Genomic DNA, 23,229 nt, shown 5'->3' with positions numbered 1-23,229 from the left:
TCCCGCCCGATCGCTTGTCGCAGCAAAGCTGCGTTGCGATCGGTTGGGCATGGCGCCGCGCCCGTGGCGCGGCGCGGCACCGTTTGGCGCTGAGTGGGCGCGCTACATTGGCCATGTGCCACCGCCGCAGCGCGCCGCAGGCGCGCTGCCTGGCCCAACGGGAGGAAATCATCTGTGATGATTGATCGACGGGCGGGAGCGCCCCGGCCGCTTGGCGCAGCCAAGCGGAACGCAGTGTCGGCGGGGCTGCACCTGGGCCGAGATGGAGCTAGATTTCCTTGCGGGCCATCATGGCGGCGGTGATGGTGCCGTCGTCGAGGTAGTCCAGCTCTCCGCCAACTGGCACGCCCTGTGCCAGCGAGGTGAGCTTGACCTGCCCGCCCAGCTGATCCGCGATGTAATGCGCGGTGGTCTGGCCGTCGATGGTGGCGTTCAGCGCAAGGATCACCTCGCTCACCGCTTCGGCGGCAACCCGGTCCACCAGACGCGGGATGCGCAGGTCTTCGGGGCCGACCGCATCCAGCGCCGACAGCGTGCCACCCAGCACATGGTACCGTCCCTTGAACACGCCAGAGCGCTCCATCGCCCAGAGGTCGCTGACATCCTCGACCACGCAGATCTCGCCATTGGCGCGGGTCTCATCGGCGCAGATGCCGCAGATGTCCGAGGTGCCGACATTGCCGCAGTTCAGGCATTCGCGCGCGGTTTCGGCCACGCGCCCCAGCGAATCCGCCAGCGGCGTCAGCACCAGCGCCCGTTTGCGGATCATATGCAGCACCGCGCGCCGCGCTGAGCGCGGCCCAAGCCCCGGCAGTTTCGCCATCATCGCAATCAGATGTTCAATATCGCCAATGTCAGTGTCGGCCATGGGGCGGGATCCTGTTCTGGGTCTGTTCATATAGCCTATGAAGGGCGGGGCGGTGCAAGGGGCATCGCATAGATTCTGACTGGGATTTCGACAGGGTTTTCGACTGGGATTTTGACCGGGATTTCGACAAGGGTTTTGCGAGCCCGCACCACAGTTTTGCGCGCAGGCCCGCGCTGTGGCATACTGTGGATGTTTTTATTGTATGTGTTGAGGATTTTGCGAGTGACCTACATATTTCACCCAATGGGCCCCGGGAACATCGTTGGCGTTGCGACGCCAGAATGGGACGCTGAATTTGGCATCATCGCAGGCGAAGACCACGGCGCTGCCGCTCTATCCGGTGTGTTTCGCTATGGATTGCGGTCTTTAAAATGCAACGAAGTGCCACAAAGGTTGATCGCGAACGAAACTCGCAAGAAATGGTATGACAGCTTCTTAATCACCGGATCGCTTAGCGTTGTGCGCGAACCTGTCAAAGACATTATCGAAGGACTGGATCCTGGGGTCCATCAATTTTTCCCGCTGACGATTGAAACCAAACGCGGGAAGATGATTGAGGGGCCGTGGTTTGCGATGAATGTCACGGCGCGACAGGACTCGGTTGTGATGGAGCAATCGTCTGTCAATGTGAATAAGCGCTTCCCCGATGAACTTTGTAGTTTTTTTCATGACGGCGAGGATCGGGTCACGGTGGACGCTGGTCGTCAATCCGGTCTGCATTTATGGCGCGAGCAACGGTTTCGGGGGAGCCTCTTGGGTTCGGACGCTTTGATGGCTGAGCTGAAAGCGCAAAAGCTGCGGTTCTTTCCCCGCGCGTTTCGGGCGCTGGACCTTTTGGTCGAGGCGGACTGAACGCCGCCTCCCGAGGCCAGCCACCGGTTTAGCTGTCGTTCGCTGGCGTCAGACAGGCCGTCCGGTTCCGGCAGGGCGCTGTTGATACAGGGGATTTTGCCGAAACGGCCAATCTGTGGCATGCTTTGGGTGTTGTTTTATGAGTTGAGGATTTTGCGAGTGACTTACATATTTCACCCAAGCGGGCCCGGGAACATGGTCGGTGTTGAGAAACCGGAATGGAAGGAAAAATTTGGCGTCGGTTCCGGTAGCGATCCGAGCGCTGCTGCACTGTCAAGCGTGTTCCATTATGGATTGCGGGAGCTGCTTGAGGACGAGGTGCCAAAAAGGTTAATCGCAAAAAAAATCCCCCAAAAGTGGCACGATAGTTTTCGAGTGAGTGACGCGCTGAGTGTTGTGCGCGAACCTGTCAAAGACATTATCGAAAGGCTGGACCCCGGGGTCCATCAGTTTTTCCCGCTAACCATCGAAACAAAACGCGGGAAAATCATTGAGGGACCGTGGTTTGCGATGAATGTCACGGCGCGACAGGACTCGGTTGTGATGGAGCAATCGTCTGTCAATGTGAATAAGCGTTTTCCCGATGAACTTTGCAGTTTTTTTCATGACGGCGAGGATCGGGTCACGGTGGACGCTGGTCGTCAATCCGGTCTGCATTTATGGCGCGAGCAACGGTTTCGGGGGAGCCTCTTGGGTTCGGACGCTTTGATGGCTGAGCTGAAAGCGCAAAAGCTGCGGTTCTTTCCCCGCGCGTTTCGGGCGCTGGACCTTGTGGTCGAGGCGGACTGAACGCCCCCTCCTGAGGCCAGTCACCGGTTTAGCTGCCGTTCGCTGGCGTCAGACAGGCCATCCGGTTCTGGCAGGGCGCTGTTGATACAGGAGATTTTGCTGAAACGGCCAATCTGTGGCATAGTGGTCTTGTTTGAACGAGTGCTTTGTGGAGTTTCATTATGACCTATGTGTTTTGCCCGCCGGGGCAGGGCAATGTGCGCGCGACGGATATGCCGGAGTGGCGCAAGAGATACCCGGTTCCTTCTGAACACAAACCCAATGGGGCCGATTTGTCGGCTGTGTTCATGTATGGCGAACGGCGGCTGTTGTCGGAAGAAGTGCCAAAACGGCTGATCGCCAAACATCCGCGCAGGATCTGGCCGGATGCGTTTCTGGCGACCGGGTCTTTGTACGTGGTGCGCGAGGCGATTGCCGAGATCATCGACACACTTGACCCCGCCCGACATCAGTTTTTCCCGCTGCGGCTGGAGACGCCTTATGGCAATGCAATCGCGGGGCCGTGGTTTGCCATGAATGTCTTTGCCCGTCAGGACAGTGTTGTGATGGAAAAATCCTGTGTCTATCAGAGCAAGGACCACCCCGAGGAGCTGTGCAGTTTTTTCCACGATGGAGAGGATCGCGTCACCGTGGACCCGGACCGGCAGACGGGGCTGCATCTGTGGCGCGAGAGGCGGTTTCAGGGCAGTCTTCTGGGGTCTGACACGCTAATGGAAAAGCTGGCGGCAAAAGAGCTGGGGTTTTTTCCCAATGCCTTTCGCGCCTTTGACCTTGAGACCCGGGTGTTTTGACAGCTGGGCGCACAAAAAAACGCCTCGGCGCAGGGCCGGGGCGTTGCAGATCCTGAGCGGGACAGCCTTGATCAGAAGGGCAGTTTCATGTCTGCCGGCAGGCCGAGGCCTTCGGTCAGCTTGCCCATTTCTTCCTGGGACCGCTCGGCCGCTTTGGCTTGCGCGTCTTTGACCGCGGCGAGGATCAGGTCTTCGACCACTTCTTTGTCGTCGCTGTTGAAGATCGAAGGATCAATGTCCAGCGCCTTCAGGTCGCCTTTGGCGGAGGCGGTGGCTTTGACGAGCCCTGCGCCTGCTTCGCCGACGACCATAATATTGTGCAGTTCTTCCTGCATTTCGCCCATCTTGCTTTGCATTTCCTGGGCTTTTTTCATCATCCCGGCCATATCACCGAGGGCACCGAGGCCTTTGAACATGGGTATCTCCAATCCATCCGTCTTCTTTGCGCTCTAGATACGAACGCTTCTGCCCTAGGGCAAGGGGGCTGGGGTTTATAGCTGTTGGGAGAAGGGGGCGCTGCCCCCTCGACCGCAAGCGGTCTCACCCCCGGGATATTTTGGAAAAGATGAAGTGAGAGCCGGATCACGAAGTGGCAAACGACGTGGGGCGTCGTTTGAGGCTCGAACGGGCGGAGCCCAGCCGGACCACGAAGTGCAACGAGGTTGGGCGTCGTTTGAGGTGCGAACGGGCGGAGCCCAAATCTTTCAGGTGGGCCGTGCCGCGCGAGGCGGCGGCGGCTTGGCCTCCGACCGGGCCTTGCGGAAAAGATCTACTGGGCCGTCTTCGAGGCGTGGTTCACTCCTCGAAGGGGTCCCATTCGTCTTCGACCTCGGGGAGGGCTTCGGCCTGGACCTCGGCCTGCAGTTCCTCAACGGTGCGGATCTTGGCGATCTTGGCCTTGGGGAAGGCGTGCAGCACGGCCTGTACCAGCGGGTGAGCGGTGGCCTCTTCCTTGAGTGCGTTGGCGGCGGCGTCGCGGGCCTCAGAAATGGTTTCAGCGGTGCCGTCGGGTACGATCGAGACCACCCAGCGACTGCCGGTCCAGTTCTGCAGCGCCGAGCCCAGCCGGGCGGCGAGGTCTTTGGGCGCGTTGGCGGAGGGCGTGAATTCGATCCGGCCCGGCTGATAGGCGACAAGGCGCACGCCGCCTTCGACCTCGACCAGCAGTTTCACATCGCGGTTCTGACGGATCAGTTCGATGACATGTTCAAAGCTGGGATAGCGGGCAAGGGCGGCATCGGCACGGGGGGCGAGGGCCACAACCTGCCCCCCTGCCTGACCGCCCGGATTACTGGCGGACATGGTGTGCCCGGCGGGATTGCCCTGCGGGCCACCCTGGTTCATGCTGTAGGCTTGGGGCTGTCCCTGACCTTGTGGGGCGTGTTGCACGGGCATGCCGCCACCGGGTCCACCTGGACCACCGGGATGCGGCGGGGGCGGGGTGTCTTGCAGCTTGCGCAGCAGTTCCTCGGGCGAGGGCAGATCGGCCACATGGGTCAGACGGATCACCGCCATTTCTGCCGCCATCATCGCGTTCGGGGCGCTGGCGACCTCTTCCAGCGCTTTCAGCAGCATCTGCCACATGCGCGTCAGAACCCGCATCGGCAGGGCCTGTGCCATGGCCTGACCGCGCTGGCGTTCATCGGGGCTGATGGTGGGATCCTCAGCCGCGTCGGGGGTGATTTTCACCACCGAAACCCAATGGGTGATTTCGGCCAGATCGCGCAGGACGGCCATGGGGTCAGCGCCTTCGGCATATTGCGCCGACAGTTCGGTCAGGGCGGCCGCCGCATCGCCGCGCAGGATCATATCGATCAGATCAAGCACCCGGCCGCGGTCGGCCAGACCCAGCATGGCGCGGACCTGATCGGCGGTGGTTTCGCCTGCGCCATGGGAAATCGCCTGATCCAGAAGCGATGTCGCATCGCGGGCCGAGCCTTCGGCGGCGCGGGTGATCAGCGCCAGCGCGTCCTCCGTGATCTGGGCGTTTTCTGCGCCCGCGATTTTCTGCAACAGGCCAATCATCACCTCGGGTTCGATCCGGCGCAGGTCAAAGCGCTGGCAGCGGGACAGAACGGTGACGGGGACCTTGCGGATCTCGGTCGTGGCAAAGATGAATTTCACATGGGCGGGCGGCTCTTCCAGCGTTTTCAACAACGCGTTGAAAGCCGAGGTCGACAGCATGTGGACCTCATCGATGATGTAGATCTTGTAGCGCGCAGAGGCCGCGCGATAGGCCACGCTGTCGATGATTTCGCGGATGTCATTGACACCGGTGCGCGAGGCCGCGTCCATCTCCATCACGTCCACATGGCGCCCTTCCATGATCGCCTGACAATGTTCGCATTTGCCGCAGGGTTCGGTGGTGGGGCCGCCGTTGCCGTCTTCGCCAATGCAGTTCATGCCCTTGGCAATGATCCGGGCGGTCGTCGTTTTACCGGTGCCGCGAATGCCTGTCATAATGAAGGCCTGCGCAATCCGGTCGGCGGCAAAAGCGTTCTTCAGCGTCCGCACCATCGCGTCCTGACCCACAAGGTCGGCAAAGGTCTCGGGACGGTATTTGCGCGCGAGAACCTGATACTGGCCACCGGATGGGGTGCCGGATTGGGGATCGCTGGAGAGGTCGCTCATGAATTCTGGGCCCCGGTATTGGGAGGTGTCTTGGGTCAATCTGTGCCATCTTGGGCGACCCTGAAAGCCGGGCCGGTTGCGGCAACTTGCACAGCCTATGCTGTTGCGGCGGCGGCGTCCACCATTGAGCGCCCCGCGCGGTGGGTGGGGCTGAAACTGCGGCGAAAAAGGAATCGTTAGGGACAATGGCTGATTCCCCCCTAAGCTGAATGCCGGAGCAGCCAGCTGCAGGGCTGCGACCTAGTGAAGTACTGGGTAAAGTACTGGGTGACGTACTGGGTGACGTACTGGGTGACATGGGGGAAACCATGGGGGAAAACAGAGCCATCGAGGTGGAAACCGCCTCGAGTATGAAGACATTGCATGCGCTGTCTGTGCTGGACGGCATGCTTGCGATCTGCGCCGCGCCGGGGTGGCGGGGCAACTATCAGGCGGATCTGGATGACATTCACGTCTGGCGTCCGGGTCTGGTGGTGTCGATGACCACCGATGCCGAACATGTGGAATTCGGATCCCCGCATCTTGGCAGCGATATTCAAAGCCTGGGCAGCCGCTGGATCCACTTGCCGATCTGGAAGGACACGGTTCCAAGCCCCGATGTCTCTGCCCTGTGGCCGGACGCCAGTGCACAGATGCGGCAGGCCCTGTCAGGGGGCGGGCGTGTGCTGATGCATTGTCGGCGCGGCTGTGGCCGATCGGGGATGATGGCGCTGCGGCTGATGATCGAATGTGGCGAGGCCCCCGAACAGGCCCTGTCCCGGCTGCGGGCCTTGCGCCCCTGCGCCGTGCACACCGGTGCGCAGCTTCAATGGGCCTATACCGGCTAGCGCTGCGGTTTAGACAAGCGCTGCGGGGGCTGCCAAGGGGCGGGCCTCTCCAAAGCTCTGAGGCGCGGCGGTGCCGTGATAGGGCGCAGCAGAGGGCGACAGCATGGCATCGGCAAAGTGGTTCAGCGCGGTGAAATCGGCGTCGTCTTCGGTGCCGCAGAAGACCCGGATGCGGTCGTGGCTGGCCTGAAACCGCGCGAGACAGGCACGGTCGCAGCCTTCAAGCTGGCTTTCGCCGGTCACTTCAAACCCGTCTTCTGTAGCGCCTTTGGCGCTGGCCAGGGCCCTGGCCAGCGTGCGCAGCATCCGGTTGGCCGCCGGGCAGGGGCGGCCAAGGTGCATACACATCGATAGGGTAAAGCTGTGGGTGTCTTCGGCGGTCATATCGGCGGTGAAGCCGGGGGTCATATCGTTCATTTCACTGCGACCTCCGCGCAAAGGGGAGGGTGTGGACAGAACCGGGGCGTTTGGGATGCCTGCCAGCCCAAGGGCTGCGCGGGGCGGAAACGGGCCACCGGATCTCTGCCGGACACCCCGCCCGGGTTCGAGTTTTCACGGATGGCAGGTCTCCTGACTTGCGGGTCACGACGTCGCTTGCACCTTCCCAGCCGGGCCGAGGGCCGTGGCCAGTGGCATTTACAAGGACGCTCGCCGCTTACAGTTGCGGGGGCAGTCGCGGCATAGGCACCAGAGGCGCCGCACCGTGTTCCCTTTTCATTCTGCCGCCTCAGTTTTGAGGAAGCGGAAACCATCTGCCATCACGCTAGCGGTGCAGATCGGGAGTCGTCAACGGAGGATTTTGCGTGCGCAGAAATTTTTGCTGCATTGCAGTGCGGATCAGCGCAATTTAGTTGCGCGTTGCCCGGTCGCACACAAAGGCCGATCCCTTGGCCGATCCATTGAATGTCTTCGGATGTCTGCGGATGTGTGCGGGGGGAGATAAGTGAGAGGTTGGACATCGACCCAAGCGGGGCTCGTTGTGGCTGCTTCCTTCCGGACCTGACCAGGTTGGCGAGGCGCTCGCCCGCGCCAACCTCTCGAATCCCGATATAGGGAAGTGACGGAAAAATGACAAGGTGCCTTTGGACATTGAAGGGGCAGATTGAGAAGGGGCAGATTGAGAGGGGGCTTGAGGTTGGGAAACAAACCCCCGCGTGATCTGCGCTCAGAGATCCAGTTCCAGCGCAAGGAACCCGCGCGGGGTCAGGTCTTCCTGCAGGCGCACGCCAGCGGGCAGGTCGTCCAGATGCGCGCGGGCGCCGGGGCCGGTCAGGGCAAGCGCCGAAACGCCGAGATCTTTGGCAAATCGCCAGGGGTACGGCAGGTCTGCCAGCGGATCCTGCGGCAGTTGGCCCTGAATGTAGGATTGCAGCGCATCGCGCACCGAAATTGGCGGCAGTTCAACCGGGGTTGCCGATTTCAGCATCAGGAAGTTGCCGCCGCCATCTGCGCGGTAGCTGTTCACCGCCACGGCAAAGCGCATGTCATCGCTCACTGGTTGGCCCTGATAGCGCAGGTCGCGAATGCGATGGGCCTCGGACGCGACAAGGGTGCCATCCGCGCCAAAGCGCGCAGGCGCAGTGGGGTCGATCTGGTACTGGATGCCAAAAATACTGTCAAAATTATGCCCGGCCCGCAGCGGATCCCCCAGCAGGGGCGCGCTGTTCTGGCCGGTGCGGCCAGCCGTGGCGTGGCGGAAGTAGCCCGCAGCCATCTCCAGCCAGTCGCGCAGGGTCGCGCCATCAACCACAAGGCAGCGCAGTTCGTTGGGATACATATAGAGGTCGGCCACATGGCGCAGGCTCAGCGGGCCTGCGGGCACATCGGTAAAACAGCGCGGCCCGGCGCGACCGCCAAACTTTGCAGGCGACATGGCCGACAAAAGCGGCAGATCTGCCCAGCCCGTGCCCGCCAGCGCCTGCCGGACAGCGGCGGCCTGGGCCTCTGCGGCCAGTGCAAGCGCGCGGTCGGGGGCCAAGAAGGTGAAATAGGAATGCAGATTCTGCGACGCCTGTCCCACGGGTTCAGCCATGGCGGCGCGGGTCAGCTGGTGATCTTCTTCCAGCAGGGTTTCCAGCCCCAGATCGGTGTCCACCGGCGGCAGGCCCGCCGGGCAGATGGCGCGCAGCTCTGTCTGTGCGGCCTGACGCTGCCAGCGCGTGCCGTCAAAGGCAAAGCTGAGGTCGATGACCCCAAGGTGCGACCCGGCTGTGCCGGGCATGACGGTGGGCGCGGGCAGGGCGGGGGCCTTGCCTTCGGGGTCCGGCAGCAGCAGATGGGTGTGGCCGCCCACCACCGCATCAAGCCCGGGCAGGGCGGCGATGGGGCGCAGGGCGTTTTCCATCATGGGTTCTGCATGTTCTGCGCCAAGCCCGGTATGGGCAAGCGCCACAACCGCGTCGCAGCCCTGGTCGCGCAGGGCGGCAATGCTGGCGCGCGCCACCTCTACCATATCAAGGAAAGTGGCCCGGCCGCTCAGATGGGCGCTGTCCCAGGTGGCGGTCTGCGGTGGCAGGACGGAGAACACGCCAATCCGCAGCGGCGGAAGGTCCGCGTTGTCGCTGATCTGCCGCTCCAGCACCACATGAGGCGCAATTGGCAGCGGCGCGGTGTCCTGTGTCAGCTGGATATTGGCGCAGAGGACCGGGCAGGGGGCTGTTGTCAGCACATCCCGCAGCACATCCAGACCAAAGTTGAACTCGTGATTGCCCAGCCCCACGGCGTCATAGGCAAGATAGTCAAAGGCACGAACGGCCGGGTGCACACGCCCCGCGCGCAGCACCACAGAGCCGCCCTGAACCGCCACTTCGCCCATGGGCGTGCCCTGCATCCAGTCGCCATTGTCGACCAACAGCGTGGCCCCCGGCGCGGCGTCGCGGTCCATTTCGGCGCGCGCATCGGCAATCAGCTTGGCGGTCCGGGTCAGGCCAATGGTCGGATTGTGGTTGTCTGAGTAGTAGTCGAAACTTTGCAGATGAACATGCACATCCGAGGTCGCCAATACACGCAGCCGCCCGGCTGCCGCGTCTGCGGCAGATCTGGTTTCGACTGATTTTGCCTGCGGCTGTGTCATGACGCGGGGCATGGTCCTTCTGGATGTCTTAACCTTTCTTCAATCAGGGAAGCGGGTTCGGGGGAAGCCCGGCGATTTTTTGCCGAGATGTTTTGGAAGAGCGTGGCATTTTTGCAGTAGCGCGTGACCCTGTTGCCACCGGAGCGCGGGCGGCCGGATCCGGGCACAGTCCCGCTTGTGCTGCGGGCCGCCCTATCGCTACAAGCGGTGCAAGTATCTGAGGTATGACCAATGTGGCCAAAGGCTGCGGGCAGGGATTTATGAAACGGGCAGAAGAGGTTGTCTTTGGCGGCAGCGGGCTGGATCGGGCCGCGGCGCTGCGCAATGATCCCGAAGGGCTGCAAGCCCTGTGGCAGGATCCACGCAGCCGCGTGCTGCTGATGTGGCGTGGAAAACCGCTGTGTTTCCGGGCTGCTGACCTGCCTGAAGATTACGCACCTGATGGCCTGGGCCTGCTGCCGACAACACATGATCTGGTCGGGTTCGAGGGCACGCTTTTTCTGGGGCTGGACGAAGACGGCGGCGGCTATTTTGCGCAAAATCTGGTCTGGGACCCTGCGGGCGATGCGATCCCCGACGGGTTTCTGGATCTGAGCGAACAGCAGCATCCCGACCTGCCACAGACCCATGTCTTTGCCGAATTGCGCCGGGTGATGACCCGGCTGACCCCGCGTGAAGCAGAGCTGGCCGCCACCGCACGTGCGGTGCTGAGCTGGCACCAGAGCCACGGCTTCTGTTCGGCCTGCGGCGCGAAATCCGAGATGCTGGAAGCAGGCTGGCAGCGGCAGTGCCCGTCCTGCGGCACCCGCCATTTCCCGCGCACCGATCCGGTGGTTATTATGTTGATCACCCATGGCGACAAGGTGCTGCTTGGCCGGTCGCCGGGGTGGCCCGAGGGGATGTATTCGCTGCTGGCGGGGTTTGTGGAGCCCGGCGAGACGCTGGAAGCCGCCGTGCGGCGCGAAGTTTTCGAGGAGGCGGGCATCACCGTTGGCGCGGTGTCCTATCTGTCCAGCCAGCCCTGGGCCTTCCCCATGTCGCTGATGATGGGCTGTGTCGGCGTGGCCACCAGTGATGAGATCAAAATTGACCCGCTGGAGATTGAAGATGCCCGCTGGCTGACCCGTCAGGAGGTCATGGCCTCTTTTGCGGGCGCCCACCCATTGGTGAAGCCCGCGCGCAAAGGTGCAATTGCACATTTTCTTCTGGAAAATTGGCTGGCGGATACGCTCGGGTAATGAACATAGTGGATACTTAATTGGCGTGGTGCGACTCAGGGCTGGATGGGATGTAGCCCGCAGCGAGCGCGCCCATACGCGAAGTGGAAGAGGTGAACGCATATGCAGTTTGTGGCCAAAGAAGACATTGATGCCCCAATCGAGGAGCTGTTTGAAGCTTTGTCCGATTTTGAAGGGATGGAACGCTCTGCCATCCGGCGCGGTGTTGAGGTCCAGCGCAAAGGCGATATTTCGGCCCCTGCGCCGGGGCTGGCCTGGGACACCGAATTCACCTTCCGCAGTGCGCAGCGCAAGATCGCCGTGGAACTGGTCACCTTTGAGCCCAGCACCATTATGGCCTTTACCGGCGAAGGCAGCGGGATCTCTTCGGATATGGAGGTCGAGCTGATCGCCCTGTCGCCGCGCCGCACACGTCTGACCGTAACCCTGAAGCTGAAGCCAAAAACACTGGCAGGCCGCCTGATGGTGCAATCGCTGAAACTGGTGCGGGGCAAGGTGGCGCGTCGGTTCAAATCCCGCGTGTCGGATTTTGCCCGGATGGCGGTCGACAAGAACGCGCAGGTCGCCTGAGTCGATTCGGCTGATCCGCGCCCTGCACTTGGGCGTTTGACCGGATCAGCCCGCTGATTGTCCCGCCGCCAAAGCGGTCGCGGTGGATCGCGCCAGGCTTAGCGCTTGCGGTCGGTCGGGTAGACGCCAAGGATTTCCACATTGGTGGTGAAATACCGCAGCTCGTCCAGCGCGAGCTGCACATTTGCGTCGTCCGGGTGGCCGTCAATATCGGCATAAAACTGGGTCGCGGTGAAAGACCCGCCGACCATATAGCTTTCCAGTTTGGTCATGTTGACGCCATTGGTCGCAAAGCCGCCCATCGCCTTGTACAGCGCGGCGGGGATGTTGCGGACCTGAAAGACAAAGCTGGTCATCATCCCGTTCTCGCCGCGCCGGGTCAGATCCGGTTCGCGTGACATGGTCAGGAAGCGGGTGGTGTTGTTGCCCTGATCCTCAATATGGCGGGCCAGCACATTGAGCCCGTAGATTTCACCGGCCAGTTCGCTGGCCAGCGCAGCGGTGCGTTTGTCACCTTTGGCGGCCACTTCGCGGGCGGCGCGGGCATTGTCAGAACTCACCCGGCCGCGAATCCCATGGTCGGACAGGTAGGTGGCGCATTGCGGCAGCAGCACCAGATGCGAATAGGCTTCTTCGATATCCTCGACCGTGGCGCCGGGCACGCCAAGCAGATTGATGTGCACCCGCACAAAGGTTTCATCAATGATGTGCAGACCGGAATGGGGCAGCAGGCGGTGAATATCAGCCACCCGGCCATAGGTGGTGTTTTCCACCGGCAGCATCGCCAGTTCCGCCTCGCCCGAGCGCACCGCATTGATCGCATCCTCGAAACCGCGGCAGGGCAGCACCTCCATGTCGGGGCGTTTGTTGCGGCAAGCTTCGTGGCTGTAGGAGCCGAGCTCCCCTTGGATCGCGATTTTCTGGGTCATAGGTGCGTCATCTTTGCAAAAACTTTTTCATCCGGTCATTTGGTCGCGGTGTGTATACCTTGTCAGGGTATTGGGGAAGCCTTAGACATCAAAACAGACAGCTGAAATGGACACGCCATCATGTTTGACACTATGACCCTGACCAAAGCGACCGCTGGTTTGTGCGGCGCGCTTCTTGTTCTCCTCCTTGGCAAATGGGTTGCCGAAGAGCTGTATCACGTGGAAGCACATGGTGAGGCTTCTTATGTGGTTGAAGTGGCCGACGCGGGCGCCGCCGCCGATGAGCCGGAGGTTGATTTCTCTGAGCTGCTGGCATCTGCCGATGTGGGCAAAGGCGCGAAGGTCTTCAAGAAGTGCTCTGCTTGCCACAAGCTGGAAGCGGGCGTGAACTCTACCGGTCCCAGCCTGTATGGTATCGTCGATCGCCCGAAAGCGGCGGAAGCGGGCTATGCCTATTCTGGCACATTGGCTGGCATGGGCGGCGACTGGACCGTCGACAACCTGAACGCTTTCCTGACCAAACCCTCTGCTTACGCGCCGGGCACATCCATGTCCTTCTCTGGTCTGAAGAAAGACAAAGATCGCGCCAATCTGATCGCCTATCTGCAGGGCATTGGCGGCTAAGGCCGGACCTGCCTGAAAAAATCTAGGCTGTCTCGGGGCTTGTTCCGAGAACCAGAGCCGCTGCGCGTGTCGCAGCGGCTTTTGCGCATTTTGCGGCGTTTTATTCAGCAATCTGCAATCGTGGTTAATTTTCGCTTAGCTCTCCTCTGCTTCAATTCGCTGTAATCTCGAATTCGTTGCTTGAAACTCTATGTGACGGACCATTAGCTTGAAGGCTAAGAATATTGCCCTCAGGCAAAGTCATAGGCAGGAAGGGGAAACAGATGTTGCAGAGATCGAAGAGCGTCACCAAAGCCGTCGCAGTTGACCACAAGCGGGTCAAAACCTGGGGTGGTGTCATGATGGCCGGGGCTGCCGCGCTGGCGCTGATGGTGGGACAGGCCCGTGCTGACACCGACGCGATGGTCACAAGCCACGGCTATTCCTTCTACGGTGATCTGAAATACCCGGCCGATTACACGCATTTTGACTATGTGAACCCCGACGCACCAAAGGGGGGCGAGATTTCCATTCCCTTTGTGGGTTCGCTTGATTCCATGAACCCCTATTCCGGCAAAGGGCGTGCGCATCTGTTTTCGATCTACCCCTATGAGAGCCTGCTGGGCGACGCGCCAACCACCTCTGCCCCTGCAGATGTGTACGGTGAACAATACTGCCTGCTGTGTGAAAGTCTGGAATACCCGGCGGACAAGCCTTGGGTGATTTTCCATATGCGCCCCGAGGCGCGGTTCTCGGATGGGACACCTGTGACCGCGCATGACGTGGCCTTCAGCCACAATCTGTTTTTGGATCAGGGTCTGAAATCCTATGCCGATGCGGTGCGCAAACGGATCCCGAAGGTCGAGGTTCTGGATGACCTGACGCTGAAGTTCTATTTTGCCGATGGCATTTCGCGCCGCAGTCTGATTGATCAGGTGGGCGGCGTGCCGACGTTTTCGAAGAAATGGTTTGATGAAACCGGCCAGAAACTGAACGAAACCTGGATCGAAGGCCCGCCCGGCTCTGGCCCCTATGTTATTGATGAAATCGACCTCAGCCGCCGGATCGTGCTGAAACGCGACCCGGACTATTGGGGCAAGGATCTGGCGTTTAACGTCGGGCGCAACAATTTCGACAGCATCCGTCTGGAAATCTTTGCCGATGACACGGCGTCTTTCGAGGGCTTTAAGGCGGGCGAATATACCTTCCGTGCCGAGAGCGACAGTCGCAAATGGGCGACGGCTTATGACTTCCCCAAGGTGCGCGATGGCTTTGTAAAGCAAGAGGCGCTGCCCAATGGGTCACCGCCGACGCCGTCGGGGATCGTGTTCAACCTGGCCTCGGAACCGTTCAAAGATGTGCGCGTGCGTCAGGCGCTGGCGTTGATGTTCAACTTTGAATGGACCAATGAAAGCCTGCTGAACAGCCTGTTTGCCCGTCGCGAGTCCTTTACCCAAAGCACGCCCTTGATGGCGATGGAAGCCCCCACAGGCGCGGAACTGGAGTTCCTTCAGGGCCTTGGTGATCTGGTCCCGACCGAGATGATTGAGACCGCGGTCTATGTGCCCGAGACCTCGAATGCGGCCCGTCTGTTTGACCGTCGCAAGGCGCGCGCGGCGGCGAAGCTGCTGGACGAGGCGGGCTATGGTGTTAACGGCGAAGGCAAGCGCCTGACCCCGGATGGGGAACCGTTCAAACTGGAGTTCCTGTTTTCCTCGGCGTCCTCGCCGACCACCAGCGCGGTGATGGAGAACTATGTCGCCAACCTGCAGGCGATCGGCATTGAGGTGGTGTTTGATGCGGTGGACACCGCGCAATACACCAAGCGCGAACGCGACCGGGATTACGATCTGGTGGTCGACAGCTATGCGAGCTTCCTTGGCGCGGGCACCGGCCTGATGCAGCGGTTCGGCTCTGAGGCGGCAGAGTTTTCGCTGTTCAACCCGGCAGGTCTGGCCTCGCCGCTGGTCGACAAGATCATTGAATCCGCGCTTGCGGCCACGACCCGCGAAGAAGAAGAAGCCATCCTGACCGCGCTGGACCGCGCGCTGCGGTATGAGTTCATCCTGATCCCGCTGTGGTACAATCCCGATCACTGGGTTGCCTATTACGATGAATACGAACATCCGGCGGAAATCCCCCCTTACGGTCTGGGCTACCTTGATTTCTGGTGGTGGAACGCCGACAAGGCAGCCACCCTGCGCGATGCGGGCGTTCTGAGGTAACCCCCTGATGGCAAGCTATATTCTGCGGCGTCTTGCGCTTGTGCTCCCCACACTTCTGGGGATCATGATCGTCAATTTTGCCCTCGTGCAATTTGTCCCCGGTGGCCCCGTTGAACAGGCCATTGCACGCCTGGAAGGCGGCGGTGATGTGTTTGGTGGCTTTGCCGGTGGCAACAATGACGCAGGCGGCGAAAGCGTGGGCGAGGTCGACAGCCGATACGTCGGTGCGCGCGGCCTGCCGCCCGAACTGATCGAAGAACTGGAGCGGCAATACGGCCTTGATAAGCCGCCGCTCGAACGTTTTGCGACCATGCTGTGGAATTACATGCGGCTGGATTTCGGGGAGAGCTATTTCCGCAAGATCGGGGTGATTGATCTGGTGATGGAGAAAATGCCGGTGTCGATCTCGCTTGGGCTCTGGTCGACGCTGATCGCCTATCTGATCTCGATCCCGCTTGGCGTGCGCAAGGCGCTGCGCGATGGCAGCAAGTTCGACAGCTGGACAAGCGCCGTGATCATTGCGGCCTATGCGATCCCCGGTTTTCTGTTTGCGATCCTTCTGCTGGTGCTCTTGGCGGGCGGGTCCTATTGGCAGATTTTCCCACTGCGCGGGCTGACCTCGGACAATTGGGAAAGCCTGAGCCTGATGGGCAAAATCGCCGATTACATGTGGCACATCACCCTGCCGGTGATTGCCTCTACCATTTCGGCCTTTGCCACGCTGACGCTGCTGACGAAGAATTCGTTCCTGGATGAGATCAAGAAACAGTATGTGATGACCGCGCGGGCCAAGGGGCTGAGCGAGAGCCGCGTTCTGTACGGCCATGTTTTCCGCAATGCGATGCTGATTGTGATCGCGGGCTTCCCGTCGGTCTTTGTCGGCATCTTTTTCACTGGCAGCCTGATTATCGAGACGATTTTCTCGCTCGACGGGTTGGGGCGTCTGGGGTTCGAGGCCGCTGTGGCGCGCGATTACCCGGTGATCTTTGGCACGCTGTTTATCTTTGGCCTGATGGGCCTCGTTGTTGGGATCCTGTCGGATATTATGTATGTGCTGGTCGATCCGCGCATTGATTTCGAGAAGAGGGAGGGCTGAGGCCATGGCGCTTTCTCCGCTGAACCAGCGACGCTGGAACAACTTCAAACGCAACCGCCGCGCCTTCTGGTCCTTGTGGATCTTTGGCATCCTCTTTGGCCTGTCGCTGTTTGCTGACCTTCTGGCCAATGACAAGCCGATCCTGGTGAACTATCGCGGTGAGTATTTCACGCCGATCTGGAATTTCTATCCCGAGACCGCCTTTGGCGGCGATTTCCAGACCGAGGCTGTTTATGGCGACCCGGAGGTCAAATGCCTGATTGCAACGGGTGGGGTGGAAGACTGTTTCGACGATCCCGAAGGCATCATCGACGCGGTCGCGGCAGGCACCTTTGCGGCGGATGGGTTTGACAAGGGTTGGGCGATCTGGCCGCCGATCCCTTACAGCTTTGACACTGCTGTGGACCGTCCCGGTGCTGCACCGTTGCCGCCCAATGGGCAGAACCTGCTGGGCACCGATGATACCAAACGCGACGTGCTGGCGCGCGTCATTCACGGCTTCCGCCTGTCGATTGTTTTTACCCTGATCGTGACCGGGGCCGCGACCCTGATCGGGATTTTTGCCGGTGCCATTCAGGGATATTTCGGCGGCCTTACGGACCTGATTTTCCAACGGATTATTGAGATCTGGGGCTCTACCCCCTCGCTCTATGTGATCATCATCATGTTTGCGATCTTGGGGCGAAGTTTCTGGCTCTTGGTGATCCTGATGATCCTGTTCAGCTGGACCGCGCTGGTTGGTGTGGTGCGGGCCGAGTTTCTGCGCGCACGCAATCTGGAATATGTCCGCGCAGCCAAGGCGCTGGGGGTGGGCAATATGACGATCATGTTCCGCCATATGCTGCCCAATGCGATGGTGGCGACGGTGACCATGCTGCCGTTTATCATTACCGGCACCATTGGCGGGCTGGCGTCGCTCGATTTCCTTGGCTTTGGTCTGCCATCTTCGGCGCCCTCTTTGGGTGAGCTGACGCTGCAGGCAAAACAGAACCTGCAGGCGCCCTGGCTGGCCTTTGTCGCCTTTACCACTTTTGCCACCATGCTGTCGCTTCTGGTCTTCATCTTTGAAGGCGTGCGCGATGCCTTTGACCCCAGAAAGACCTTCTCATGAGCGCGATTTTGCAGGTGAAAGATCTGCGGGTGTCCTTCCGTCAGGAGGGCCGCATCAGTCAGGCCGTCAAAGGCGTGTCCTTCGCGGTCGATCGCGGGGAAACCGTGGCACTGGTTGGTGAATCCGGGTCGGGGAAATCCGTCTCGGCGCTCTCGACCGTGCAATTGCTGGGGGACAGCGCCATCGTCGAAGGCTCCGTAACCTATGACGGAACCGAGATGATCGGCGCAGACGAACGCACCCTGCGCCGGGTGCGGGGCAATGATATCTCGTTCATCTTTCAGGAACCGATGACGTCCCTGAACCCGTTGCACACCATTGAAAAACAGCTGGGCGAAGCCCTTGCGCTGCATCAGGGGGTTGTCGGCGGCGCGGCCCGTGGCCGTATTTTGGACCTTCTGAACAAGGTCGGCATTCGCGATGCAGCAAGCCGTCTGGGCGCTTACCCGCACCAGTTGTCGGGCGGCCAACGCCAGCGGGTGATGATCGCCATGGCGCTGGCAAACAAACCGGACGTGCTGATTGCGGACGAACCCACCACGGCTCTGGATGTGACCATTCAGGCGCAGATCCTTGAGCTTCTGGCCGAGCTTAAGGACAGCGAAGGCATGGGGCTTTTGTTCATCACCCATGATCTTGGCATCGTGCGTAAATTTGCCGACCGCGTCTGCGTGATGAAGGATGGCGAAATTGTTGAGACCGGCCCCACAGCCGAAGTGTTTGACGCGCCACAACACCCCTACACACAGATGCTTCTGGCGGCAGAGCCCTCGGGCACGCCAGAACCAGTGCCTGCAGACGGGGCAGAGCTGGTCTCGGCCGAGGACCTGAAAGTCTGGTTCCCAATCCAGCAGGGGTTTCTGCGTAAAACCGTCGGCCATGTGAAGGCGGTGAACCCGATGTCACTGTCGGTGCGCGCAGGCGAAACCCTTGGGATCGTGGGCGAAAGCGGGTCGGGCAAGACCACGCTGGCGCTTGCCATCATGCGGCTGATCGCCTCCGAAGGTGCGGTGCGCTTTCAAGGCAATGACCTGCGCCAATGGTCCACGCGCGAATTGCGGCGTCTGCGCAAGGACATGCAGATCGTGTTCCAAGATCCGTTCGGCTCGCTCAGTCCCCGGATGACCTGCGCGCAGATCATTGCCGAAGGTCTGGCTGTTCACGACGTCGATAAATCCCGCGCCCCGCGCGATCTGGTGGCCGAGATCATGGAAGAGGTCGGGCTCGACCCGGCGGCAATGGACCGCTACCCGCATGAATTTTCCGGCGGTCAGCGCCAGCGGATCGCCATTGCCCGCGCCATGGTGCTGCGCCCGAAACTGGTGGTGCTGGATGAACCCACATCGGCGCTCGACATGACGGTTCAGGTGCAGATCGTGGAACTGCTGCGCGACCTGCAGGCCCGCTATGGGCTGGCCTATCTGTTCATCAGCCACGACCTCAAGGTGGTGCGTGCCATGTCGCATAAGGTGCTGGTGATGAAACAGGGCGATGTGGTCGAGGCAGGCGCTGTAGAGAAAATCTTCGACGCGCCCGAACAGGACTACACTCGCACCTTGCTCGCGGCCGCGCACTGACCCCTGCTGTTTCTTTTGGCCCAAAATACTCCGGGGAGTATGAGGGGCAGCGCCCCTCACTCTTTTTTGACTATGCGTGTCAGATCGCAGAAGAATGTTTGGCGGTGTCCATACCATAGGCATCGAACACCTGTGCAATCATCCGGGTCAGGGGGCGGCCCTCGCTTAGAACACAGAGCACCCCATCGGTGATTTCGACCATGCCGGGAAAGGCGCGCGCGGCCTCGGCAAACAGCGCGTCTATCTGTGCGCGACCACCGCCAAATTCGGCCTCCAACGCCGGGGCGGAGATTTCGAAACTGCACATCAGGCTTTCAATCATCCGGGCGCGCAATATGTCGTCGCCCATAAACTGATGCCCGCGTTTGGTCGAAAACCGACCCGCCCGGATCGCCGCAGTGTGGGCGGATGTCGAGGGGTCATTCTGTGCATAACCCTGCGGGAAGCGTGAAATCGACGAGGCCCCCAGCCCGACCAAAACCGGGCTGGGGTCCACCGTATAGCCCTGAAAATTGCGCCGCAGCTGCCCGGTGCGTTGCGCGATCGCCATGCTGTCATCGGGGAGGGCGAAATGGTCAATGCCGATCTCGCGGTAGCCGTCCCAGGTAAACAGCCGCCGGGCGGTGTCAAACAGACCCAGACGCGCTTGCGGTGTGGGCAGGGCCTCGGTCGGGATCATGGTCTGACGCCGCGCCATCCACGGCACATGGGCATAGCCATAAAGGGCGACACGATCGGGCGACAGGCTCAGCAGCTTTTGCACACTTTCCGTCAGCCGTTCGCGGGTCTGATGCGGCAGCCCATACAGGATATCGGCGTTCAGGCTGGCAATGCCCCGCGCGCGCAGACCGTCGACCACCCGGCGGGTGTCCTCATAGGGTTGGATGCGGCCAATAGTGTCCTGAATTTGCGGGTCAAAGTCCTGCACCCCAAGAGAGGCGCGGTTCATACCCAAGGCCGCCAACACATCCATGCGCGGCGCGTCGATTTCCATCGGGTCGATTTCAACCGAGAACTCTGCGCCCTTGGCCATTGGGGTCACGGCAAAGATGGCCTCTGCCAAATCCCGCATCATGTCAGGCGACAGAAGCGTTGGCGTGCCACCGCCCCAATGCAGCCGCGACAGGGTGACGCCACTGGGCAAATGCCGTGCAAACAGCGCGATTTCTTCTTTCAGAAGATCCACATAGGCCTGCACAGGGGACAGCGTCTGGGTGCCCTGCGTGCGGCAGGCGCAGAACCAGCAGAGCCTGCGACAGAAGGGCACATGCACGTAAAGAGAGATTTCACTCCCCGCCGGAATCTGGCTAATCCACGTACCAAAGCGCCCTGCGTCCACATCGTTTCGGAAGTGGGGCGCAGTGGGATAGCTTGTGTACCGCGGCACTTTGGCGTCGAAAAGGCCGAGTTTGGCCAATTGTGAATCCTGTGTCATGCGCATAGGATAAGTGAAATCCTACGCATCGCTTTGATGCAGATCAATCGAGGTCCAGATGAGCGCGCCACAACTGCAAGCTGTACAATGTGCCGATTGCCCGATCCGCCACCGCGCGGTCTGTGCGAAGTGCAACACGGATGAGCTCGAGACGCTGGATCACATCAAATACTATCGCACCTTTGAGGCCGGGCAGCCGGTGATCTGGTCCGGCGATGCCATGAGCTTTGTGGGCTCTGTGGTGTCGGGGATCGCGACCCTGACCCAGACCATGGAAGACGGCCGCACCCAGATGGTGGGGCTGCTGCTGCCGTCTGATTTTGTCGGCCGGCCGGGGCGCGATACGGCGGCTTACAATGTTGTGGCGACGACCGAACTGGTCATGTGCTGTTTCCGCAAAAAGCCGTTCGAGGACATGATGGTCGAGACGCCGCATATTGCGCAGCGTCTGCTGGAAATGACCCTTGATGAACTGGACGCGGCGCGGGAATGGATGCTGGTTCTGGGGCGCAAAACCGCACGCGAAAAGATCGCCAGCTTGCTCGCCATTATCGCCCGTCGCGAAGCGTCCCTGCATAAGGAAACGGTCAAAGGCGAAATGGTCTTTGACCTGAAACTCACCCGCGAGGCGATGGCGGATTATCTGGGTCTGACGCTGGAAACCGTGAGCCGCCAGATTTCTGCGCTCAAAAAGGACGGTGTGATCGTGCTGCAGGGCAAACGCCATGTGACGGTGCCCGATATGCAGCGCCTGATGGAAGAAGCGGGCGACGACAGCGACGGTGGGTTCCTCGTCTGACGCCGCCCGGTTCGGGTTAGCCTTCGATGTCTTCCATTTTGGTCGCATTCAGCTGCGCATAGTTTTCCGCGCCAATGCGATCATGCAGTTCAATCTGCGTTTCAAGGAAGTCGATATGGCCTTCCTCATCCTTCAGAAGTTGCTCAAACAGGGACATGGACACGTAATCGCCCGCGTCTTTGCACACGTCGCGGGCTTCTTTATAGAGCGCCTGCGCCTCGTATTCGGCCTTGAGGTCGCATTCCATGCACTCTTTGGGGGTTTCACCGATGCGCAGCGGCGCAAGGGTTTGCAGGTTGGGATGGCCTTCGAGAAAGATAATACGCTCGATCAGCTTGTCGGCGTGTTCCATCTCCTCAATACTTTCCTCCCGGCTTTTCTTTGCCATGGAGCCCAGACCCCAGTCATCCTGAAGCCGGTAATGTAGCCAGAACTGGCTGACCGCCGTCAGTTCGTGGCGCAGCGCTTTATTGAGATAGTCGATAACCTTCGGGTCGCCCTTCATGGGGTGCCTCCTCACTCCCTGACACAGTTCGGCCAGCGCGCAGGTTGCGCAGCTGCGCCGGTACGCTCAGCTTATCATTGGCGCGCATTGTGTCGAGGAACAGGGACATGCACCCACCACAGTCAGCCTTCTTGCCAAGCGCGTGGTAAATTTTCCCCGGAGTTATAATGACTTCTGGGTCAGCGGTGCGCATCCAATCGATCGCGGCATTGATGTCGTGATCAGAGATGCGGGTGCAGTGGCAGATAATCATGGGAGGCGTCGTATTCTGATGATTCTGGTTTGTTGTGCTCCGCTTATATCTGATTAAAACAATCGGAAATCAACCGGGCGCGGCGATTTTGTGCCGCTATATTCCGAAAGTTGAAAGCTGGGCGTGCAGGTGAGGGCGCTTTGGTGTTTGGATTGCGTACAAAAACGGGCGCTGCCCCGAAAGGCCGCGCCCGCAATGCGATTGCCCGTTCTGGGGTGTTAATGCGCCAAGAACACCGGCAGGGTGGCGTGTTCCAGCATCGACCGCGTGGTGCCGCCCAGAATTGCCTCGCGGAAGCGGGAATGCCCATAGGCGCCCATGACCAGAAGGTTGGCGTCGCAGTCTTGTACATGGCGCAAGAGCACATCCGAGATCCGTGGCAACGTGCGCGACAGGATGTCGATCTCGCAAGAGATGCCGTGACGCACCAAGAGCTGGCAGAGCCGCCCGCCGGGGTCAGAGCGTTCCGGCCCATGACGCGGCGGGTCGACAACCACAATCCGCACCAGATCCGCCTGTTGCAGCAGCGGCAGCGCTTTCTTCGCGGCGGTCAGTGCTTCGATGCTTTCGTCCCAGGCCACAACCACCTGACGCGGGGGCTCTAGCGTGGTGCCAGTGGGCAGCGCCAGAACGGGGACGCGGGCGTCGAACAGGGCGGCTTCTACAATGGATTCGTCTTCCGGGTTAGCGCCGGGGCCATAGGGCAGGCCCGCCACCATCAGGTCGGCATAGCGGGCATGGTGGCCCACAAGGCGGCCGATTTCTTCGCTGCGGGCCACGGTGGCCTCTACGGCAAAGGGCACCTGCGAGGTTTTCAGCTGCGCGTTGGTTTCTGCACGCAGGGATTTGGCCACCGACTGCGCTTGCTCCATCGCGTGCTGCACCGTGATCGCCGAGGCGGTCGAATCGTAATAGGCGGTGCGGGTGTGGTCGATGCCGATGCACAGCACATCCAGATGCCCGCCTGCCTTGGCGGCAATGGCTTCGGCCTGTGCCAGGGCCGTGTGATTCTGATCCGGCGCTGTGCGCGTGGCCAAAATTGTCTTGTAGGTCATGG

Annotated in this window: 22 protein-coding genes, 1 other RNA gene and 1 riboswitch; of the genes, 12 read left to right on the top strand and 11 right to left on the bottom strand. The window is 60.8% G+C overall.

Translation table 11 applies throughout. The annotated features are described in order from the left end of the window. Window positions 1-268: 268 nt before the first annotated feature. Window positions 269-868 (bottom strand): recombination mediator RecR, encoded by a 600-nt coding sequence (recR, locus tag TRM7557_RS03830; protein WP_058288867.1) that lies wholly within the window; start codon window positions 866-868, stop codon window positions 269-271. Between the two features lie 222 nt (window positions 869-1,090). On the opposite strand from recR, the gene TRM7557_RS03825 reads away from it, so the two are divergent. The 3 genes from TRM7557_RS03825 (at window position 1,091) to TRM7557_RS03815 (ending at window position 3,300) form a co-directional block, all read left to right on the top strand. Continuing rightward, the gene (locus tag TRM7557_RS03825) at window positions 1,091-1,720 is read left to right on the top strand and encodes an imm11 family protein (protein ID WP_131727514.1); all 630 of its coding nucleotides are present in this window, start codon (window positions 1,091-1,093) and stop codon (window positions 1,718-1,720) included. A 195-nt stretch (window positions 1,721-1,915) separates the two neighbouring features. After that, window positions 1,916-2,509: an imm11 family protein gene (locus TRM7557_RS03820; RefSeq protein WP_131727513.1), complete on the top strand. Its 594-nt coding sequence runs from the start codon at window positions 1,916-1,918 to the stop codon at window positions 2,507-2,509. A gap of 161 nt (window positions 2,510-2,670) precedes the next feature. Further along, window positions 2,671-3,300 (top strand): imm11 family protein, encoded by a 630-nt coding sequence (locus TRM7557_RS03815; RefSeq protein ID WP_058288864.1) that lies wholly within the window; start codon window positions 2,671-2,673, stop codon window positions 3,298-3,300. Window positions 3,301-3,371: 71 nt separating this feature from the next. Here TRM7557_RS03815 and TRM7557_RS03810 read toward each other — a convergent pair whose 3' ends face one another. After that, window positions 3,372-3,716 (bottom strand): YbaB/EbfC family nucleoid-associated protein, encoded by a 345-nt coding sequence (locus tag TRM7557_RS03810; RefSeq protein ID WP_058288863.1) that lies wholly within the window; start codon window positions 3,714-3,716, stop codon window positions 3,372-3,374. Between the two features lie 379 nt (window positions 3,717-4,095). Further along, on the bottom strand, window positions 4,096-5,931 hold the full coding sequence (locus TRM7557_RS03805) for a DNA polymerase III subunit gamma/tau (RefSeq protein WP_058288862.1): 1,836 nt from the start codon (window positions 5,929-5,931) through the stop codon (window positions 4,096-4,098). 308 nt (window positions 5,932-6,239) lie between these two features. Between TRM7557_RS03805 and TRM7557_RS03800 the strand changes: the two genes are divergently transcribed. Next, the gene (locus TRM7557_RS03800; protein ID WP_058288861.1) at window positions 6,240-6,758 is read left to right on the top strand and encodes a protein-tyrosine phosphatase family protein; all 519 of its coding nucleotides are present in this window, start codon (window positions 6,240-6,242) and stop codon (window positions 6,756-6,758) included. A gap of 9 nt (window positions 6,759-6,767) precedes the next feature. Here the strand turns inward: TRM7557_RS03800 and TRM7557_RS03795 are convergent, their stop codons facing one another. From TRM7557_RS03795 to TRM7557_RS03790, 3 genes are all read right to left on the bottom strand, one after another. Further along, window positions 6,768-7,175 (bottom strand): hypothetical protein, encoded by a 408-nt coding sequence (locus TRM7557_RS03795; RefSeq protein WP_110590802.1) that lies wholly within the window; start codon window positions 7,173-7,175, stop codon window positions 6,768-6,770. 126 nt (window positions 7,176-7,301) lie between these two features. Beyond that, a riboswitch (cobalamin riboswitch) is annotated at window positions 7,302-7,526 on the bottom strand. Between the two features lie 173 nt (window positions 7,527-7,699). Continuing rightward, window positions 7,700-7,798: signal recognition particle sRNA small type (gene ffs, locus TRM7557_RS19510), an RNA gene on the bottom strand. Between the two features lie 125 nt (window positions 7,799-7,923). Next, window positions 7,924-9,831 carry a 5'-nucleotidase C-terminal domain-containing protein gene (locus TRM7557_RS03790; RefSeq protein WP_058288860.1) on the bottom strand — a complete coding sequence of 636 codons (1,908 nt, stop codon included), beginning with the start codon at window positions 9,829-9,831 and terminating at the stop codon, window positions 7,924-7,926. Window positions 9,832-10,091: 260 nt separating this feature from the next. On the opposite strand from TRM7557_RS03790, the gene nudC reads away from it, so the two are divergent. Both nudC and TRM7557_RS03780 read left to right on the top strand, forming a co-directional pair. Then, entirely contained in the window at window positions 10,092-11,069 is a 978-nt protein-coding gene (gene nudC / locus TRM7557_RS03785; RefSeq protein ID WP_058288942.1) for an NAD(+) diphosphatase, read from the top strand. Window positions 11,070-11,171: 102 nt separating this feature from the next. Further along, window positions 11,172-11,639: an SRPBCC family protein gene (locus TRM7557_RS03780; protein ID WP_058288859.1), complete on the top strand. Its 468-nt coding sequence runs from the start codon at window positions 11,172-11,174 to the stop codon at window positions 11,637-11,639. Between the two features lie 98 nt (window positions 11,640-11,737). On the opposite strand, the gene TRM7557_RS03775 is transcribed toward TRM7557_RS03780, so the two are convergent. Continuing rightward, window positions 11,738-12,568, bottom strand: coding sequence for a prephenate dehydratase (locus tag TRM7557_RS03775; RefSeq protein WP_058288858.1), 831 nt, complete (start codon window positions 12,566-12,568; stop codon window positions 11,738-11,740). Between the two features lie 120 nt (window positions 12,569-12,688). Here TRM7557_RS03775 and TRM7557_RS03770 point away from each other — a divergent pair, with 120 nt between their 5' ends. From TRM7557_RS03770 to TRM7557_RS03750, 5 genes are all read left to right on the top strand, one after another. Continuing rightward, on the top strand, window positions 12,689-13,192 hold the full coding sequence (locus TRM7557_RS03770; protein WP_058288857.1) for a c-type cytochrome: 504 nt from the start codon (window positions 12,689-12,691) through the stop codon (window positions 13,190-13,192). Between the two features lie 368 nt (window positions 13,193-13,560). Further along, window positions 13,561-15,396, top strand: coding sequence for an extracellular solute-binding protein (locus TRM7557_RS03765; RefSeq protein ID WP_413081152.1), 1,836 nt, complete (start codon window positions 13,561-13,563; stop codon window positions 15,394-15,396). A 7-nt stretch (window positions 15,397-15,403) separates the two neighbouring features. Further along, on the top strand, window positions 15,404-16,492 hold the full coding sequence (locus TRM7557_RS03760; RefSeq protein WP_058288855.1) for a microcin C ABC transporter permease YejB: 1,089 nt from the start codon (window positions 15,404-15,406) through the stop codon (window positions 16,490-16,492). A gap of 4 nt (window positions 16,493-16,496) precedes the next feature. After that, a complete protein-coding gene (locus tag TRM7557_RS03755; protein ID WP_058288854.1) occupies window positions 16,497-17,603 on the top strand; it encodes an ABC transporter permease in 1,107 nt (368 codons plus the stop codon). Beyond that, window positions 17,600-19,180, top strand: coding sequence for an ABC transporter ATP-binding protein (locus tag TRM7557_RS03750; protein WP_058288853.1), 1,581 nt, complete (start codon window positions 17,600-17,602; stop codon window positions 19,178-19,180). The genes TRM7557_RS03755 and TRM7557_RS03750 overlap by 4 nt, the downstream gene beginning before the upstream one ends. A 79-nt stretch (window positions 19,181-19,259) precedes the next feature. Here TRM7557_RS03750 and hemN read toward each other — a convergent pair whose 3' ends face one another. Then, window positions 19,260-20,615 (bottom strand): oxygen-independent coproporphyrinogen III oxidase, encoded by a 1,356-nt coding sequence (gene hemN / locus TRM7557_RS03745; protein WP_058288941.1) that lies wholly within the window; start codon window positions 20,613-20,615, stop codon window positions 19,260-19,262. 58 nt (window positions 20,616-20,673) lie between these two features. Between hemN and fnrL the strand changes: the two genes are divergently transcribed. Beyond that, window positions 20,674-21,414, top strand: coding sequence for a transcriptional regulator FnrL (gene fnrL / locus TRM7557_RS03740; RefSeq protein ID WP_058288852.1), 741 nt, complete (start codon window positions 20,674-20,676; stop codon window positions 21,412-21,414). Between the two features lie 16 nt (window positions 21,415-21,430). Here the strand turns inward: fnrL and bfr are convergent, their stop codons facing one another. From bfr to TRM7557_RS03730, 3 genes are all read right to left on the bottom strand, one after another. After that, a complete protein-coding gene (gene bfr / locus TRM7557_RS03735; RefSeq protein ID WP_058288851.1) occupies window positions 21,431-21,919 on the bottom strand; it encodes a bacterioferritin in 489 nt (162 codons plus the stop codon). After that, window positions 21,882-22,172 (bottom strand): (2Fe-2S)-binding protein, encoded by a 291-nt coding sequence (locus tag TRM7557_RS20230; RefSeq protein WP_074941853.1) that lies wholly within the window; start codon window positions 22,170-22,172, stop codon window positions 21,882-21,884. Before TRM7557_RS20230 ends, bfr begins: the two co-directional genes overlap by 38 nt. Window positions 22,173-22,390: 218 nt before the next feature. After that, window positions 22,391-23,227 carry a universal stress protein gene (locus tag TRM7557_RS03730; RefSeq protein ID WP_058288850.1) on the bottom strand — a complete coding sequence of 279 codons (837 nt, stop codon included), beginning with the start codon at window positions 23,225-23,227 and terminating at the stop codon, window positions 22,391-22,393. Window positions 23,228-23,229 lie beyond the last annotated feature (2 nt).

This window comes from Tritonibacter multivorans (genome assembly GCF_001458415.1).
GTDB lineage: Bacteria > Pseudomonadota > Alphaproteobacteria > Rhodobacterales > Rhodobacteraceae > Epibacterium > Epibacterium multivorans.
This window is presented reverse-complemented; position numbering and strand designations above follow the sequence as displayed.